The following is an 18,755-nucleotide window of genomic DNA, read 5'->3' on the forward strand; positions in this document are numbered from 1 at the left end:
CTTATTTAGAAAGAGTTTTTCACTATCCATGTTTCATATTTTTTCACTTCTAACGGAAGCTCATTTGTTTTTATGCAACTAACAGTACTATTACTCATGTTTTAACTTTTCCTTAACCGCACCATAAAATTTTCGTTCTTCATCAACATTTAAGTAAACACGACTTACTGTTTTAGAAAAGCCGTATAACAACTGCGCTTTCACTGGCTCTTTTAATGTTATTTCAAAAGTAGCAGGTTCTTTTATGAACTCCATAACAGTTGCATCCAATACCTGTCTCCCTTCTTTTGCCGTTAGCAATTCACCCTTGTAGAACGCAATATTATCAATTTGTGTAAATGGCATAACAATTTTCTTTCCTAATCCGATTTGAATGATTACTTGTTCTTCTGTTACGACAAGTGGATTTTTGCGCATCGCTTGTATTTCAGCTATAAAATAAATCATCGCGTATACATTTAAAATAAGTAAAATCCATGCTATTACTGGATTCCACTGATGTAGTAAATAATGAAAACCAATGCTTTCAATTGCTGTTGCGTGAATAATCATGATATACACACCTATAGCACCAGTCTTTTTATGATATGAGTATACAGATTTACCTGTTGGTACTTTTTCACGCCACGATAAAAACGCATAATAGATTAACTTACACTCTGTTAGAATGACATCTATTAACTTACCTCTTTTCATAGTAGCGTCAAACGCTGCATCAATTGCATAAGAAAAGGAATAATTTTCTCTTCTATATTCTTTATATTTTTTTATTATTTTAGGAAGCACTCTAACAATTTTATAGAGAAGGAATAATTCTAAACCTACAAATGCAATTTCAGCCGCAACAATAATATAAGAGATGAATGAAAAAGCTTGTAAATAGTCACTTGGAATAATAAATCTTGCAAAAATATAACCAGCTATTACAACAGGAACTATATATGTTAACGAGTATCTTTTTCGAATAATGAAGAAATACGTGATGATTGGAATGACAAACATGCAATCTAATAATGACCCAAGCACAACTTCTTTCGGCGCAACTGATACAATTGGAAGGGCATACAATAAATAGTTTGATAGCATAATTAAAGAGACGAGTCCAATCCAAGTACCTTTTCGCCTTCGTGATAGTGTAACCTTCATACGTTCACTCCTTTATTTAAAAACCTCATTTAAATGGTCTTTATAAAATGAAATGGCACGTTCAAATTCTTTTACTTCCTCTACTTTCACGACAGTTTCAAGTAATAATTTCATCGCTGATTCGTGATCGTTTACGTTATATTTTGCTAATGATAAAAATACTTTCATTGGAGCGTTCTCTGGGAATTTTTTCACCCCAGCTTCTAATACTGTAATTGCCTTTTCATATTCCCCTATACAACGATATGTACTTCCTAAACCAATATAAGCACCGCAAAGCGATTCACCATCAAGTCCATTTGCGATTGCCTGCTCATAATACGGAACTGCTTCTGTTTCTAGCCCCATTACATCATGTATCCACGCACACTGATACAGTACTTCTGCATCCTTTGTAAAGTTTGTTAATCCTATAAGCATCTCTTTAGACTGCGCATATTTCTTTTCATTTCTAAGTTTAATAGCTTGCTTTAATAAATGTTCCATAGAATCCACTCCTCACCAATTATTCTGTGTATAGCTCTTGATTGGTATACGCTTCACATTCGTGTAAAAGTAAAATTCCCACCAATTAAAGTTTCGCTTACTTATACTATGCGGATTCATTCTCATCTAAAAACTTAATTTTAAAAAGCAGTGACACGATTACATAATACCTCTAAGCTTTTGACAATTTCTTTCGCTGTTTCATCTTTCCCATTACACAACTTCCCTTTACCATCCTGTCCAATTACATAATGCACAGCCCCGCGCGAATATAAAGAATGTGGTGAATTCGCAATCATTACATTCGCCCTTGCTTCTTTCATTCTATTTTTTGCTCTTTCAAACAGTTCTTCTTCATTTAAATCACTTTCAAGTTTAAAACCAACAAGTACTGTTTCTGGGTCCCATTCTTTTATTTGTTTTAATACCTTTGGAGCCTTTTGAAAGTGAATAATCGGTGCTATATCACTTGAAATTTTTCCGTTCATATTAAGAACATTACCATCTTGATCACAAATTTTCTCTACAATCCAATCTGATCCAGCTGCTGCCATAATGACTGCATCAACCTTTTCATGTGATATGATACTTTTCATTTTATCTTGTAAATCAACGATTCCTTCAAATGGATGTAATTCTAACCCTCTATGTATATCACTCGGTTTCTCCGCAAAATAACCGTGTAAATATATAACATGTGCCCCTTTAGCTAGAAGTTCTTCTGCGATTATCCTTCCGATTGTACCTTTGGCCATATTCGTATGCCCGCGTACTTGATCCCATTTTTCTAGACAACCACCGCTCGTAATTAATACCTTTTTCCCCTTCATTGTAACCATCCCTTACTAATTTTTCTTACGAAACCATTCTGTTCCAAAGTCAACTATATCACGCTGTTTCATTAGACGACACGTTGCATTCCCTATCTTCCCATTTTTTACAGTTCCTTTTCGCTCAAACTCCACACCAATTTCTACAAACTTCTCAGATTCGTAATCCATTTCAACAAACTCTTTCCACACTCTTTCACCGTTTTCTATAATAGGTGCTCCTACTTGTATTAACTCACATGCACCAGAACGCACCTCGGATAAATGAACAGACGTATTGGAATCATATCCAACACCAATTAATAATACGTACCCGTCTAAATCATATATTTTTCTTAATGGAGATTCTTCTCCAAAGCTCATTGATAACGAATGGTTCATTGTTATTTCTACTGCATGTTTTCCCCATGCAGCAAAACTTCCTAACGGATGATTACTACGTACTACATTCGGATATGTACGAAAACATTCAACTATTTCACCCATTCCCCTTGTTGGGGTTATACGTGAATCAAATGCTGGGACGTTATCTCGGATAATTTGCCACCAGTCTTCCGGTACAGGTGGTCTTGACCAATGTTTCGGATCGGACAAATCCGAAGATTGCGTTGGCATTATTATCGTTCCTTCTTCCGTAACAACTTTCATTAATGCTTCTACTACAGCAACGGCACCACCAGATATCCACCCGATAGAACTTAGTGATGAATGAACGATAATTGTCATTCCTTTTTCGACTCCTAATGCTTTTAAATCTTTTGTTATTGTTTCGATTGTATTTGGAAATTGTGTACTTGCTACTATTTCATTCATTTTCATATTGGTTCCCCCACTAGCCACGTAAATTTAAACTTTTATATAAATATATTATCATATTTTTCTTAATTTTTAACTTAACCATATTCATTACTACAAAAATATGTATATTATTATACTGAAGCCTCAAAACTCTATTAAAATCGTAGATAATGATGAGCGAGAGTTTTTTGAAATGAAGAAAAATGTAAATCCTATTTTTTCAAACTATACTCCATATGCATATTTTTATACTATTTTTCCATGTAACAATGAAATCTTTCTATCCCTGGATATTTTTCTCCTAAACTTTTAACTTGAAAACCAATTCTTTTATAAAATTCTACCGCCCCATCGTCTGTCTCCGCTTCTATATAAGTCAATTGATATATCCTTACCACTTCTTTAATCATTTGCAGTGCAATTCCTTTTTGACGATAATCTGGAGCCACTGCTATATGACATATGCGTGCTTTAGTTTCTCCGATTATTTCAATACCTAGACAAGCTTTTTCTTCATATTTGTACAAAGTCCCTTTATTACTTTGATAAAATATTACTGCCTTCTTTAAGCTTATTTCATTTGGACCGACGGCATATTGTAGCACATTTAATATTGAATCTTTCTCAATTTGTTTAACACACTGTAAATTCATACTTTCATCCCTTTCTATGAAAAAAGACTAGCTCTTAATAAAAAGAGCTAATCTCATTACGCCGTTATTTTTTCTTCTTTTTTTACAACGACAGCCACATAACTATGAAGTATCATTCCAATAATAACGAGACTCATACCAATCCAAGATAATGATGATGGAATTGGTGCAGATAACCAGATCAACTCTCCTACTAGCGCAAATAAAACTTCACCAGACTGCGTCGCTTCCACTGTTGCTAATTTTTGCGGATCATCTTTCACAAGATCTGTTGCAAAGAAAAATAATACTGTCGCGATTAACCCAGAGCTAACTGCTACAATAAAACATTGAAAAACTTGGCTACTTGACGGTAATCCGCCTGTTGATACTTCGTAACCAGATAATAAAAACCAAAATGGTAAACTTGCTAATGTCATACCGAGTACTCGCTGAAATACATCTAATTCCCCTTTACAAACTTGCATCATTTTTCTATTTCCAAGAGGATACGCAAATGCTGCAATAAGTACAGGAACTACACATAAAACGGTTTCACGAATACCTAATGAAGAAGCATGTTCTACTTGCATGAGAACGACACCGAATAAAATAATGGCCGACATTACTAATTCCTTCATCGGAAGTTTTTTATGTAGTGGATCCACCGCAAAAAATGGTGTTAACAAAATTCCTGCAACGATTGTAATTTGCCATGTTGATGCAACGAGCCAACCTGGTCCGAACGCTCCAGCAAAACTAAGCGGTGCATAAAAGAGACCAAATCCAACGATACTCCACACTAACCATTCTTTCGGATTGTTTTTCATATATTGAAAGAGTTGCTTTAAGTTCCCTCTATACATAACAATAAGTAATAGCATTGGAACCATAAAATAATACCGTAATGATGCACTCCAAATCCAGCTTCCACCTTCTAAGTCCATTGCCCTGTTTAAAACAAAAGTAAAGGCAAAGAAAAATGATGCCAGTATCCCTATAACAATTGCTTTCATTGTAAAACCCCTTGTATTTAATTTTTTATCTCTATGACATATATTTTAGTATACGCGATGAAAAATCTACATTCAAACTTACATTTCACTTTAGTGATGATGAAGGAATTGTAGTAGATTTACATGGGAATAAAGTGCATTGGTATGAAATCGAGGCCATTACATGTCAAAATTTTCAAGGGTCAAAATCTACTTTAATCTCGCCCCACTATACTCACCATGAAAATATACGCATCCGCTATAAAAGATGGTTACCAACTATTGCACATTCAATTTACTGGTTTTCTATTGAGAAACCAAAAGATTATCATAAAAATTTAATGATAGCTTGGGAAGAAAAGCGAACGAATAAAAACAAACGCCTCCTTTAATTATTATTTAGGGGCGTTCGTTCATTAAAAAATTAAAGAATATGTAGTTTATATTCTCTGTATAATTTCTTCAATCGACTTATATGGGCTTGATGATACCGATTATGATCTGCTATATGCCATATTCCCCATCTTATTGTCGCGGTTTCCCCTTTTTCATACAAAACTTCCCGCGTTAAATCAGTTTCTGTTAGTTTCATACATTCTTCATAAAACAATTTTTGCACTGCTTCATAATCTTGCATTAACTCTTGCAATGTGTTTTTTCTTAAACTTGGTAATTCTCCTACTTCATTTAACATAGGACCATATTTATTTTCAAATGCTGGCGGAACATCTTCTCCCTTGAAACGATACACCCAATGTAAATCAACAACTGCTAAATGCTGAAGTAACTGCCCAATACTATTTTCATTATTTTCAGACCCTTTATAGGATAGTTCGTTCTCTTCAGTACCTTCGACTAACCTTTGCAATCTATTAAACGTATCAGCAACCGTCGCATACAAAATCGCTACTTGAGGGTCCATTTTTCTTTCTAAATGGAGATCTTTCATACAAAACTTCCTCTCTTAAAAGAACAACACCATATGCTCATCATCACTATACACACCATTCATTTTTATAGCCCTTTTTTCAATTCCGTATGTTTTAAATCCCATTGATTCATATAATCGTTTGGCTGGTTCGTTCGTTGACACAACCCCTAAATTCAATTGCTCTAGCTTCATCTCTTTTGCCCTTTCAATTGCTTTACGTATTAAATCACGTGCAAGACCACTTCTTCGATTTTCAGTATCTACATACATTGCAACGATATGTCCTTTATGCTTATATGCGTCTTTTTCTTCTGTTAATAAAGTAACAACCCCAACTAAACGATTTTCATTATTAAAAGCACCAAATGTAAAACTACTGTTGGATGAAAGATTACTAGCAACTCGTTCAAGAGGGTTTTCTTGACGTACTGCTTCTTCATAAGTCGTTATAAATGCTTCTGGATTTACTTGTAGTGCTTGTAAACGCAACTCCCAATATTTTTTTGCATCCGCTTTTGTAAGTAATCGAATCATTTTATTTTCCCCTTTTTAATTTACATAATATTTTTATAGGTTATTATTTTTTGATTCATACTCTTCTTTTAATATACTGTAACGATAGCGATGAATGAACTTTCCCTGTCTCAATCGATCATTTCTCATTAACCCTTCGCATACAAATCCGGCACTTTCATAACTCTTTTTAGCTTTTGTATTATCTTCATCTACACGTAACCAAATTTTCTCCAATTCAAACTGAGAAAAACCTATTTGTAACATGCTGTTTAGAGCTGCCATTCCAAATCCTTTACCCCAATAGTCTTTATTTCCAATCGCAATTCCTAGTTCAGCATTTTTATTTGTTTTATCAAAATTTTTAAGGTCTACCCATCCAATATGTATACCTGTCTCAGTAACGATTGCCCTTTGTTCATAACCATTTTTTCGGCTTATACAAGCTTCAATCCAGTTTCTCGTATCTCCACGAGTGAACGGAGGATATTGATCTGGTACAACTAAATGCTTTGTTACATCTCTATCTAATGACCATTGATAGCGATCTTCTACATCATCTAGTGTCAATTCTCTTAATTGAACATATGGTACATTCATTTTTTTCTCCTCTCTTTATTTACCAATAGAAAATCCTTCGAACACTCTTCCACCATACTGTTCTAACGTCTTTTCTATAAAATGAATTAATTCATTTTTCCCTCCCGTTTTATAAAAATGATCAAAAGCGGCTACAAATTTGTTTGCATATTGCTCATCATATCTTTTTAACACTCTAATAAACCATTTTGAACTCCCAAGCCACTTACCATTTACTCTTAATACATATTCATGTACTAAATCGGCTAATAAATTAGCGATAAACAATTCTTCTTCTCTTTTTGTTGCACCAATAAAGTCATCTAAAGTATCCGTAATAAAATATCGCTTCTGCTTAATCGTTTCTTCGGTCCATTTAGCCGGTCCTTTATGTAGTAAATCATTCGCTTCTTTTTTTAATTTCTCAACAATTTCCTGTTCCCCTTTTAAGGCAATCCCTTCTGAAACTAATTGTGGTAACGACGGTCTCCCTCGATCACAATCCATTTTGAAAAAGGTTTTATATGTTTCGAAATTATGAACAAACACCTCAACAGGCCATCCATTACTATAGAAAGATTCTCTATAGCAAGAAGTTAAACTTTGATCGACTATTACAATGTCAAGGTCAGATGTTTTCGTCGCTTCTCCTCGTGCAACGCTTCCGCCGAGTAAAGCTACATCACAATTCGGAAATTGTAATGTAATTATGTTTTGTGCTGCTTCAATTGGTTTCATAACCGATCCTCTTTTCTTATTTCACTTTCTTTTTTTCAGCTCTTTCTCTCGCTTTTTTTATATAGCTTTCTGCATCTGGTGTTTTACATGATGTTGCACCATGATCAACCTCTATTTTTCCAATTTCACTTGCAATTTCAATCGCTTGTCGCTCTAAGTCTTCATTACGAATTCCTATTGCGATTAAAGCACTATTCATCGCTTCTTTTTTTCTATTTTTTTCATTATGTATATTTTCTTTAATCTCTTCTAAGTACGGAGAGAAGAAATCATCATGTAACGTTTTATTTTTAATCGCTATATTTGCTAATAAAGACCAGCCAGCTCTTCCAATCCATTCATCATTAGACTTTGTCCACTTTTCCATTCTTTCTATTGCAATTGGCGAAGTACATATAGATGTCATAAGAACATCCATCAAACAGTAATAATCAACATCCTGAATCCAACTATTAAGCTGTTCTGTCGTTATTTTTTTCGGATCTAAAATATAAGTTGCTAATGTCATTGCGTCCATATTTTTCGTTTCCCACAATCCAACTGCTAAATCGTGATCTTTTTTTATCTTCTTTTTTAACAATTTTAAATTCGCAAAACTAACTCCAAATAACGGCTCTTTCGCTCCGTGATTTTTATACGTTTTTCGATTTTGTTCTGTTCCATATTCCTCTAGTTGCTGCATTACTTCCTCAAGTAACATATACCCACCTCTTTATCTTTTATGTTGACTGTATATATGTATGTACGATATATTCTACATTACTTTTTGGTTTTCCTATATTTATTTTTAAAATACGGTATGTGAAATTTTTAAACATTGCACAGCTACACCATCAAAAAACTATACATGTTAAACATACAGTTTTTTGATGGTATCAATTTTCCGTAGAATAAGATATAAACTACGAAAGAACTTTTAATGAGATGTGTATTTCCAACATGTTTAGAAAACTCTTTAAAATGGTTTACTATCATACTTTTATACCTCCTTCATAAATTATGTTTACTACATTTATTCTTAGCCAAAATACTTTCTACATTTTAATAACTCTCTCAATAAGATTTTCTTATATAAAAATCCCTACAAACGCTGTAGGGATTTATGTCTAAATCATTTTGCTACACTCTATTTCATATGAAAATAGTTTCCTTATTCAGATGCATTCATAAGCACAATTCTCCAACCATCTGGATCCTCTATTGTGGTTCCTTTCTCTATCCAATACGGGTTTTCTGGTTCCACCTCATGGTAGCCCATATTACTTAATCGATTTACTATATTTTCAATTTCATCTTTATTAGGCATATAAAAAACTAGTAAATTATCTTTTGTCGGTGCCGGACATGGACTTCCATTAACATGTGAAGTAAACTCCAAATGATACTCTTCATCTGGTAATCCAAACATAACCCCGTCATATCCTTCATGATTGTGAAATTCCCCTATACGTTTTAAACCTAATCCTGTTTCATAAAAACTTATCACTTCTTCAAATTTATCTGTTGGTCTTGCAATTCTAAATTGAACCCAATTCTTCATGCAAATCTCCTCCTTTTCATTTTCCAAAGCTTTATAGTAATTAGTATAGGTTACATATATTCCCTTTAACATCCCTCATTAGTGTGAACTTCCTAAGTTGAAAGACCTATTAGTTAATAAACAATAGGACTTTAGTATAAAATTCATATAAAATTAGTTATATAAATATAGAGATGAATTACAAGCTATTACGTATGAAATAGTTCTCCTTGCAGGGCCTTTATATACCGATCAGCAGATCTTTGTACAGCTTTATTCGCATCTTCCACCACACCATGAAATGCATTATATAGTCGACTAAATTGGATATCTTTTACCTTCTCTGCCATATCTCTAACTTTATTCGCTGGTAATGGAATGAGATTGGGATAACTATACATAAAACTTACCCATTTTCGATCCGAAACTACTTGTATAATATCACCTGATAACAAAATACCTTTCCCTTCATTACCGTCTTTCCAATGTATAACAGTTCCACCCTTAAAATGGCCTCCTAAGCGATGCAATGTAAGTTCTTCCGATAATATCAGATGCTCCCCAGACCAAAATTTAATTTGCTTACTCGGACGAACCACCCACTCTTTATCATCTTCATGAATATAAATAGGTACATTGAATGTTTCCGCCCATTTAACTTGTGTAGAGTAATAATGTGGATGAGAAAGTGCTATTGCTTGAATACCACCTAAATCATATATACGTTGTATCGTTTTATCATCTAAATAACTAATGCAATCCCACATAACATTTAGAGTTTTACTTTGTATTAAAAATGCTGTTTGTCCAATCGCAAATTTAGGTTTAGTAGTAATGCTATACAAACCGCTTTCTTCTTTTATTATTTCGTTTTTGTATAAATTGCTATTTTGCATCGTTTCTAATGTTGTCCATGACTGCCCAATTGGATTAACATATTGTCTTTCCTCATTACAAATTTTACAGCGAGAAGGTGCTTCTTCATTTTCGGGATACTGTACTCCACATGTAGTGCAAATATAATTATCCATATTCCCACTCCTTTTTTCATGTAATTGTTTCTTTACCAATATTTTAATAAAAAACAAAAATATTCGAATCAATAATTGGAACGAAAACGAAGTGATACGAAAGTATGATTTGGTGATTGAAAGTTTAAATTCATCCTATTTTTCAAAACTGCAATTGATATAAAATCTTGCATACTTTTGAGTAAACTTTTTTACACTTGTAAAAAAGTTTTTTTGCATTTCCCTACCTATAATTGCTAATATAGTAGAGTAGAACTTTTATAGAGAGAAGGAAAATTATGCACAATGGAATTCGAATGACAACTTTAGTAAAAAGGGCTATGTTAGTTTGTGCGGGGGTATTATTCACATACGAAGTAGCTTTTGGATCAGTACATACTGCTCTAGCTAGTACAGAGGATGAAGCAAAATCTGTTCAACTTGTAAGTGAGATTCAAACATCTCTTGCTCCGAAAGAAGCTCCAAAACATTATAACGGGCAAGTTAGAAAAGTCGCTTATTTAACATTTGATGACGGTCCTGGAAAATACACAGCTGAGCTTTTAGATATGTTAAAGAAAGAAAATGCAAAAGCAACATTCTTCCTAATTGGTTCAAACGTAAAAGCTTTCCCTGATCTTGTAAAACGCGAAGATGCTGAAGGTCACTACGTTGGGATGCACAGTATGACTCATAACTACAAGAAACTTTACACTGAAGGTCATTACGTAGATGAAATGAAGGAAGACCAAGGCTTAATCGCTGGTGTTTTAGGTAAATCACCAGTATTAACTCGTCCATCTTACGGCTCTATGCCAGGATTAAACGAAGCTCTTCGCAACAAAGTTGTAGAAAATGGCTTAAAAGTTTGGGATTGGACAATTGATTCTTTAGACTGGAAATATAACAAAATGCAAGTTGATGCTGCATCTGCTAAAATTGTAGAAAACGTGTTACATGGTGCTACAAATCCAACAGAAGTTATCCTTATGCATGATATTCATCCACAATCAGTAAAAGCAGTTCCTGGAATTATTAAAGGACTGAAAGAAAAAGGATATGAATTAGAAGCATATAATGAGAACGAACACTTCCCATTAAACTTTTGGCATGATAATCGTATGTAATGAAAAGACTTGATTTCCTTTAGCTGGGAATCAAGTCTTTTTATCATTTTGGGAATTACTCCTCGTATATTCGACTCAAACTCCCCCTTCTCTAATATCAATAAAAATTCAAAATCACATGTTATACTATAATTTAGTTTAAATAAGTAGGTGCCATATGATCGTATATACAGTACAAACTGAAGAAGCATGGAAACAATTTAAGAAACTTGGTTATTTAGAAGGTAATAAAGAATTCATCGATCCGGACGATGTATATTCATATGACTGGATGGTGCGCGTCGCTAAAACAAGATTGCCTCATTACGAAGGTAACTACCCTATTTGGGTCTGGGAAGCAAATAATTACCCAAATCGAAATCATAAAGCTTGGGGTAGAACAAATTCAAAAATGGTAATTTTAACACTAGATGTACCGAAAGAATGGGTACTATGGAGCTATTTTGACTATTGGTGCTGTGCTATGACTGATGGATCAACATATTTACATACAAAAAATAAGTGTACTTTAGATGAATGGTATACATATATGGATAAAGAATACGGGATAACATTTGATTTCGACTATTTATTATCTCATCCTGATTGGTGTCTAGGTAAAGAGGATTCGTTAGAAAAACAAGGTGTTATCGGCAAAATACCCCTTTCCTTCGTGAAAAAAGTAAGACGTTTTCGTGCTAAGACAGATAAGTCTATTAGTAAAATCCGAAGTGATAACTGGGATAATAGAAAAGAAAACCGCATTAAAAAGATGAATCGAAAATTAAGAAAGCGAAACGATAAACAAAAAAGAATACAAAAGCGACTTATACGAAATTAAAACATATATCAAAATACAGTAAGAAATTATGGATTGAATATACAAATTCAATCCTATTTTTTATATTATCAACACTTTAGCACATATTACTCTTAAGGAGTGATATGTATATGGATTTTCTTTCAGCCGAATATTTGTCCGCCCTACTTGCCATCATTGTAATTGATTTAGTGTTAGCCGGTGATAATGCCATTGTAATTGGATTAGCAGCAAGAAGATTACCGAAAGATCAGCAAAAGAAAGTTATTATATGGGGAACTATCGGGGCAATCGCGATTAGAGCCCTCGCTACCTTAGTTGTTGTTTGGTTGTTAAAAATACCAGGGCTACTTCTAATTGGTGGTGTACTCCTTATATGGATTGCTTATAAATTAATTGCTGAAGGCAAAGATCATGATATTAAGGCCGAAGAAGGATTTTGGTCTGCTATTAAAACCATTATTATTGCTGATGCGTTAATGGGCATCGATAATGTACTCGCTGTTGCAGGAGCTGCCCATGGTAACTTTTCTTTAGTAATCATCGGATTATTAGTGTCTATTCCAGTAGTCGTATGGGGCAGTACATTGATTTTAAAATGGGTAGATCGTTTTCCTGTCATCATTACGATTGGAGCAGCCGTTTTAGCTTATACTGCCGCGAAAATGATTGTAGATGAGAAATGGTTCGCTGGATTTTTCGAAAGTAACCCTTTGGTTAAATGGGCATTTATCATTATTATCATCATCGGTGTAGTTTTCTTCGGAAAAGCTAAACAAAAAGCAACAGCTGGTTCTGTCTCATAATGATGGTATATTTACAAATAAAAGGCGCTATTCATATGAATAGCGCCTTTTATTATTTATTTAGCTTCCCCTTCCGGAGTCGTTTTTACCTTCGTTTTGTTTTTATCGCGGTTGTTATAGTTATACTTCGAACGATCTACTGGAGTGAATCCTTCCGGTGTGTAGAATCGTAATAAGTCACCATTCACGACTTGGTCAGAGTATTTTAGTGAGTTTTGAACCATTTGTTCATTTTTCTTTATTTCATCTGTAAATTCTACAGGTTTTCCAGTAGTTGTATCATAGTATTTGCCGTTTAGTGCAGTAACTGTTGGGCTTACGTAGTTACCGTTACGGAACGCAACGACTTGTTTATGATCTGGTGATAATAAATCAGAACCGAATTGAACATAATTCTTTGTATCTGTACCTAGTAAGTGTAATAGCGTTGGAAGAACGTCAATTTCACCACCGTATTGATGTTGTACGCCACCTTTCACTCCTGGTACACGAACGATTAATGGTACACGTTGTAACTGTGCATTTTCAAATGAGTTCATTTCTTTACCCATTACTTTTGACATTGCTGCGTTATGATTATCTGAAATACCGTAATGGTCTCCGTACATAACAATAATTGAGTTATCATATAAACCAGATTGTTTCAAGTAATCGATGAAGCCTTTTACAGATTCATCTAAATAGCGTGCTGTTTGGAAGTACGTATCAACTGATGAATCACCTGTTGTTGCTGGTTCAATCGTTGCTTCTGCCTTATCGATTGGATAAGGGAAATGGTTCGATAACGTAATAAACTTCGTATAGAACGGTTGTTTCAACGTTTGTAATAACGGAATAGATTCATTAAAGAACGGTTTATCTTTTAACCCGTAGTTTACTACGTCTTTTTCATTCATATCGTAGTATGACGCATCAAAGAATTTATTAAAACCAAATGATTTATAAATATCGTCACGGTTCCAGAATGTTTTGTAGTTACCGTGGAATACTGCTGATGTGTATCCTTGTTGTCCTAAAATAGCTGGTGCTGATTGATACGTATTATGAGATTTCGTTGTAAAGACAGAACCTTGCGGTAAACCAAACATTGAATTCTCTAACATAAACTCCGCATCAGATGTTTTCCCTTGTCCTGTTTGATGGAAGAAGTTATCAAAATAAAGTGTATTCGCATCTTTTGTAAATGAGTTTAAGAACGGTGTAACTTCTTGACCATTTAATTTGTAATCAATTAAGAAGTTTTGGAATGACTCTAAATGAATGTAAATTACGTTCATTCCCTTTCCTTTACCGAAATACTCAGGATTTGGACTTGCATAAGTTGATGTTAAATAATTTCGTACTTCTGTCATATTATCGCCATCAGCTAATGCTCGTTCTGTCGATGCTTTCGCACTTTGAATTCCATCATAAATTGTGTAGTTGTATGCACCTAAATATTTCACAATATAATTACGGTCAAACGTTCTTGTTAATAATTCAGGACGGTCAGACTCTGCAAGACCTAAGTTAACACTGAATAATAAAATACCTGCTACAAATACTAGAGATAATTTATGCTTCGCAACACGAATTGGTTTTGGATTTGCAAATTTTGTTGCGACTAACACAATTAATATAATCGTGTCTAAGAAGTATAATGGATCATAAAGATGTAGCAACGCAAGAATACTACCACCTAAATCTCCAAAGTTATTCGTTTGTGTTAATGTCGGGAACGTAATAAAGTCACTGAAAAAGCGATAGTATACTACGTTTGCGTATAAAAGAATCGACAATAACAAATTAATGATAATTAACCAAATATAAGATCGTTTCCCTTTTGCAAATAATGCAAGTCCTAAAAATAGAACTGCTGAACTAAGCGGGTTAAAAAACAGCAAGAATTTTTGAATTGTGTTTGAAATTCCTAAATTGAATTCCGTTACATAAGCTGCATATGTTTTGAGCCACAATAAAATAACGGCAAACAGAAAGAATCCAAAATGATTGCTTAACACGCTTTTGCTCTTTAATAAGAACTGTTTCATTTCTCCACCTCTTTTGATCATCCAAGGCTTATTTTTTTATAAGTCTGTCTCTCTATTCAAATTTTCTTCTTCAAATAGATTATCTTTATTTAACTATATGAAGAATATTAGTAATTATAATTTGAAGCTAGTATTTATTCAACTATTTCTTTCTAGACATTTTGACCTTGGTTTCTATTTAACAAAATAAATTTGTAACATTTCCTGTTTTCTCCCAAGATTCATCCACTAATTATGACACCCCATACTATATACCTTTATAAACTCATTCGCAAACTATTCTATCTCCAAATTTGGTACATATTTCACATGACAAAATAATACGATTTGATTATATTACTCCACTTACATTTCCCTTCTTCAACTAACTCTTTAAATCTTAAAGTCATTACATCCCTTCATACATGAAAAAATTCTCCTGTTCATTAATATTATATTTGAATAATTATTCATTTGACCGACCAGCGATGTTACGTTTTCTCGACAAAAAAACTCGCTCTAAAAAGAGCGAGTTTTTTCATTATATATTATTGACCTTTGTACATTGCATCTACTTGTTTTTGAAGTTCCTCATTTTCTAAGAACTCATCATAAGTAGCCTCTTTATCGATTACACCGTTTGGTGTTACTTCGATAATGCGGTTTGCAATTGTTTGCACGAACTGATGGTCATGAGATGTGAATAAGATTGTACCTTTGAATGCAATTAAACCGTTATTTAATGCTGTGATTGACTCAAGGTCTAAGTGGTTCGTTGGATCGTCAAGTGTGATTACGTTCGCACCACTTAACATCATTTTAGATAACATACAACGAACTTTTTCGCCTCCAGATAATACAGAAACGTTCTTCTTAACTTCTTCACCTGAGAATAACATACGGCCTAAGAAACCACGTAAGAAGCTTTCAGACTCATCTTGTGGAGAGAATTGACGTAACCATTCAACTAAGTTGTAATCACTGTTCTCAAAGTACTTAGAGTTATCTCTTGGGAAGTAAGATTGAGAGGTTGTAACACCCCATTTGAATGAACCGCTATCCGGCTCCATTTCACCCATAAGAATTTTAAATAATGTTGTCATCGCAATATCGTTACGGCCGATAAATGCAACTTTATCACCTTTATTTAAAGTGAAGTACACATTATCTAACACTTTTTCACCATCAATTGTTTTAGAAAGACCTTCAACAGTTAATAAGTCATTTCCTACTTCACGCTCAGGTGTGAAGCCAACGAATGGGTAACGACGTGATGACGGTCTAATATCATCTAATGTAATTTTGTCTAATAATTTTTTACGAGAAGTTGCTTGTTTCGCTTTAGAAGCGTTTGAACTAAAGCGTGCAATGAAGTTTTGTAACTCTTTTACTTTCTCTTCTTTTTTCTTATTAGCATCTTGTGTTAATTTTAAAGCTAATTGGCTTGACTCATACCAGAAGTCATAGTTACCAACATAAAGTTGAATTTTACCGAAATCAAGGTCAGCCATGTGCGTACATACTTTATTTAAGAAGTGACGGTCATGGGATACTACGATAACTGTGTTTTCAAAGTTCATTAAGAAGTTTTCTAACCATTGGATCGCTTTTAAGTCCAAGTGGTTGGTAGGCTCATCTAATAATAGAATGTCAGGTTGACCGAATAAAGCTTGAGCAAGTAATACTTTTACTTTCTCTGCCCCAGTTAATTCTGACAATTTCTTATCATGAAGATCTTCACCAATACCTAAACCTTTAAGAAGGATTGCAGCTTCTGACTCAGCTTCCCAACCGTTAAGCTCAGCGAACTCACCTTCAAGTTCAGCAGCACGCATACCATCTTCATCACTAAAGTCTTCTTTCATGTAAATAGCATTTTTCTCTTGCATTACTTTGTAAAGTTGCGTGTGACCCATAATTACTGTTTCTAATACTGGGAACTCTTCATATTCGAAATGGTTCTGTTTTAATACTGCTAGACGCTCACCTGGCGTAATATGTATGTCACCTGTTGATGGTTCAATTTCCCCAGATAAAATCTTTAGAAATGTAGATTTACCAGCACCGTTTGCTCCGATTAAACCGTAGCAGTTACCTGGCGTGAATTTTATGTTAACATCTTCAAATAATTTGCGATCCGCGAAACGCAAACTAACGTTACTTACTGTAATCATTTGTGTCCTCCTACTAATACCGCTTATTTCAGCGTTTTCTCACCGATTGTCTTAAAAAATCGCATATTACGACTCAATTATTGTAGACTATAGCTATTATATAGTAGAAGCTGGATGAATAGCAACGGTTGATTGCTATTCCTTTCTTTCCAAACTCGAATAAAACCTTTGTTTTTAATTAGATTAAAGTTACATACACGTTTTAAAGAGGATTCATTTTGAAAAAACATTTATAATTGGAGCATTATGTTTATCAATTGAAATAACACAATAATTTGTATGCATTTCGCATTATAAATAGCAAACTAAAACGCTCAGAAAATATTCTGAGCGTTTTCATTTCCTTCTACAACTAAAGCACCAGGTAGTGTAAAAAGCTATTTCACCATTTATATTGTTAACTTATCTTTTAACATTGACCTATATGAGTCAATTTCATATTTTGTATTATTGATTTTTTCTTTTTTCATTTTTAACATATCGAATATTTCTAACTCTAAATTCCTTCTAGCTTCAAGAACTTTTATCGCTCCTTCTACCCCTGAATGGTTATGTTCTTTCCCATAGCCTTGGTTCGTGTAATAGTCGACAATTCCTGTGGACCATTCTGGATTTCTTTCTTTTAATGCCTTCCTAAATGAAAATTCAAGATCATCTTGTTCTACATAAAATAACATTGGATTTAAATTCTCTATGATTTTTGCAACTTTCATTACATAATTTATTATTTTTTCTTTTTGTTCACCGTATTTAATCATCCCAATTGTTAATGGATTTTGTATGAAACAACATTCAAAAATATAAACCTTATTATCTTCTAGAGCAATTTCAGCAAAGTCATTCCATTTGTCAGCAATTAATTCAACATTTTTATCGAATGGCAATTCATATATATCGTTTTTAAAAATATCATTACATAATTCGTCCAAAAACTGGTCACCAAACTCATTTTTTATCTTTCTGTATGGTAATAAATAATTGCTTCCTTTTTTTAAAACTCTTTTAAGAAGCACTTCTTTAAAATCTCCACTGTTAGATACTAATCTATCGAATTCAAATTTATTAAAACAAGATACACCATCATAGTCGGCGGGGTGATTCAAATTCCCCTCTAAAAATAGTTCAACTTCAATTTTATTTTGGCTTAGAATTTCATTTATTAGCTTTGCAGTGGTCGATTTTCCAAATCCAGGTAAACCTTCTACTATTATTAGTTTTGTATTCATATTTATAAATCCCTTCCTTCAAAGTATTTAACCAAGATTTAAAAAATTACTTACTCCACTGCAATCACTCCTTCAAAATACGATATTCAACATTTCCTTTGAAAAATCCTTCTTAAAGTAACCTGACCGTTAGTTTAAGAACATTTTTTCACAATCTCTATCATTATTTTAACATAAATTTCCATTTACCTTTTAAAAAAGATAGTCCACCATTATTTGAGTGAACTATCTAAAGTAAATTATATTTTTTAAATCAAATACTTTGTCAGTAATCCCCAATCGTTGCGCTGGTGTTTTTACTGTTTTCTTTTTCTCTTCCTTTGCAATTTAACTATATAAAAGTACTTAAACAATGCAATAACAATTAAAAAAGGGATGCTAAATCATATGTGATTTACATCCCTAATTTGTGTGTTATTTTATATGTTCTCTCCCAT

General features: G+C 33.5%; 18 protein-coding genes and 1 pseudogene. 3 read left to right on the forward strand and 16 right to left on the reverse strand.

The annotated features are described in order from the left end of the window. Positions 1-90: 90 nt before the first annotated feature. The 13 genes and pseudogenes from ACZDYH_RS16545 to ACZDYH_RS16605 form a co-directional block, all read right to left on the reverse strand. Positions 91-1,146 (reverse strand): hypothetical protein, encoded by a 1,056-nt coding sequence (locus tag ACZDYH_RS16545; protein ID WP_059303724.1) that lies wholly within the window; start codon positions 1,144-1,146, stop codon positions 91-93. A 12-nt stretch (positions 1,147-1,158) separates the two neighbouring features. Next, a complete protein-coding gene (locus ACZDYH_RS16550; RefSeq protein WP_000400636.1) occupies positions 1,159-1,632 on the reverse strand; it encodes a tetratricopeptide repeat protein in 474 nt (157 codons plus the stop codon). A gap of 140 nt (positions 1,633-1,772) precedes the next feature. Continuing rightward, positions 1,773-2,462, reverse strand: coding sequence for a phosphopantothenoylcysteine decarboxylase domain-containing protein (locus tag ACZDYH_RS16555; RefSeq protein ID WP_000676721.1), 690 nt, complete (start codon positions 2,460-2,462; stop codon positions 1,773-1,775). Positions 2,463-2,477: 15 nt separating this feature from the next. Beyond that, the gene (locus tag ACZDYH_RS16560; protein WP_000783346.1) at positions 2,478-3,281 is read right to left on the reverse strand and encodes an AAC(3) family N-acetyltransferase; all 804 of its coding nucleotides are present in this window, start codon (positions 3,279-3,281) and stop codon (positions 2,478-2,480) included. 230 nt (positions 3,282-3,511) lie between these two features. Next, entirely contained in the window at positions 3,512-3,913 is a 402-nt protein-coding gene (locus tag ACZDYH_RS16565; RefSeq protein WP_001053115.1) for a GNAT family N-acetyltransferase, read from the reverse strand. 56 nt (positions 3,914-3,969) lie between these two features. Then, on the reverse strand, positions 3,970-4,908 hold the full coding sequence (locus ACZDYH_RS16570) for a DMT family transporter (RefSeq protein ID WP_000644585.1): 939 nt from the start codon (positions 4,906-4,908) through the stop codon (positions 3,970-3,972). A 403-nt stretch (positions 4,909-5,311) separates the two neighbouring features. Beyond that, positions 5,312-5,836 carry a DinB family protein gene (locus ACZDYH_RS16575; RefSeq protein ID WP_048534728.1) on the reverse strand — a complete coding sequence of 175 codons (525 nt, stop codon included), beginning with the start codon at positions 5,834-5,836 and terminating at the stop codon, positions 5,312-5,314. 15 nt (positions 5,837-5,851) lie between these two features. Then, entirely contained in the window at positions 5,852-6,352 is a 501-nt protein-coding gene (locus ACZDYH_RS16580; protein ID WP_000620314.1) for a GNAT family N-acetyltransferase, read from the reverse strand. A 33-nt stretch (positions 6,353-6,385) separates the two neighbouring features. Next, on the reverse strand, positions 6,386-6,931 hold the full coding sequence (locus tag ACZDYH_RS16585; protein WP_001102498.1) for a GNAT family N-acetyltransferase: 546 nt from the start codon (positions 6,929-6,931) through the stop codon (positions 6,386-6,388). Next, positions 6,888-7,648: pseudogene (locus tag ACZDYH_RS16590) on the reverse strand (nucleotidyltransferase domain-containing protein). Before ACZDYH_RS16590 ends, ACZDYH_RS16585 begins: the two are co-directional and overlap by 44 nt. A gap of 16 nt (positions 7,649-7,664) precedes the next feature. Continuing rightward, entirely contained in the window at positions 7,665-8,348 is a 684-nt protein-coding gene (locus ACZDYH_RS16595) for a DNA alkylation repair protein (RefSeq protein WP_434712180.1), read from the reverse strand. A gap of 450 nt (positions 8,349-8,798) precedes the next feature. Then, positions 8,799-9,188 carry a VOC family protein gene (locus ACZDYH_RS16600; protein ID WP_098450342.1) on the reverse strand — a complete coding sequence of 130 codons (390 nt, stop codon included), beginning with the start codon at positions 9,186-9,188 and terminating at the stop codon, positions 8,799-8,801. A 188-nt stretch (positions 9,189-9,376) separates the two neighbouring features. After that, the gene (locus ACZDYH_RS16605; RefSeq protein WP_000371021.1) at positions 9,377-10,198 is read right to left on the reverse strand and encodes an MBL fold metallo-hydrolase; all 822 of its coding nucleotides are present in this window, start codon (positions 10,196-10,198) and stop codon (positions 9,377-9,379) included. Positions 10,199-10,476: 278 nt separating this feature from the next. Here ACZDYH_RS16605 and ACZDYH_RS16610 point away from each other — a divergent pair, with 278 nt between their 5' ends. The 3 genes from ACZDYH_RS16610 to ACZDYH_RS16620 all read left to right on the forward strand — a co-directional run bounded on the left by ACZDYH_RS16610 (position 10,477) and on the right by ACZDYH_RS16620 (position 12,909). Further along, positions 10,477-11,304 (forward strand): peptidoglycan-N-acetylglucosamine deacetylase, encoded by an 828-nt coding sequence (locus tag ACZDYH_RS16610; protein ID WP_000551452.1) that lies wholly within the window; start codon positions 10,477-10,479, stop codon positions 11,302-11,304. A 157-nt stretch (positions 11,305-11,461) separates the two neighbouring features. Then, complete coding sequence (locus ACZDYH_RS16615) at positions 11,462-12,124, forward strand: DUF3841 domain-containing protein (protein WP_000637706.1); 663 nt, start codon at positions 11,462-11,464, stop codon at positions 12,122-12,124. A 110-nt stretch (positions 12,125-12,234) separates the two neighbouring features. Beyond that, positions 12,235-12,909: a TerC family protein gene (locus ACZDYH_RS16620; protein WP_000346932.1), complete on the forward strand. Its 675-nt coding sequence runs from the start codon at positions 12,235-12,237 to the stop codon at positions 12,907-12,909. Between the two features lie 56 nt (positions 12,910-12,965). Here the strand turns inward: ACZDYH_RS16620 and ltaS are convergent, their stop codons facing one another. The 3 genes from ltaS to ACZDYH_RS16635 all read right to left on the reverse strand — a co-directional run bounded on the left by ltaS (position 12,966) and on the right by ACZDYH_RS16635 (position 18,318). Continuing rightward, entirely contained in the window at positions 12,966-14,939 is a 1,974-nt protein-coding gene (gene ltaS / locus ACZDYH_RS16625; RefSeq protein ID WP_000808770.1) for a lipoteichoic acid synthase, read from the reverse strand. Between the two features lie 527 nt (positions 14,940-15,466). Beyond that, entirely contained in the window at positions 15,467-17,092 is a 1,626-nt protein-coding gene (locus ACZDYH_RS16630; RefSeq protein WP_000633864.1) for an ABC-F family ATP-binding cassette domain-containing protein, read from the reverse strand. 389 nt (positions 17,093-17,481) lie between these two features. Further along, a complete protein-coding gene (locus ACZDYH_RS16635) occupies positions 17,482-18,318 on the reverse strand; it encodes a hypothetical protein (RefSeq protein ID WP_474886654.1) in 837 nt (278 codons plus the stop codon). Positions 18,319-18,755: the final 437 nt, after the last annotated feature.

It is taken from the genome of Bacillus sp. EB V-12, from assembly GCF_056158125.1.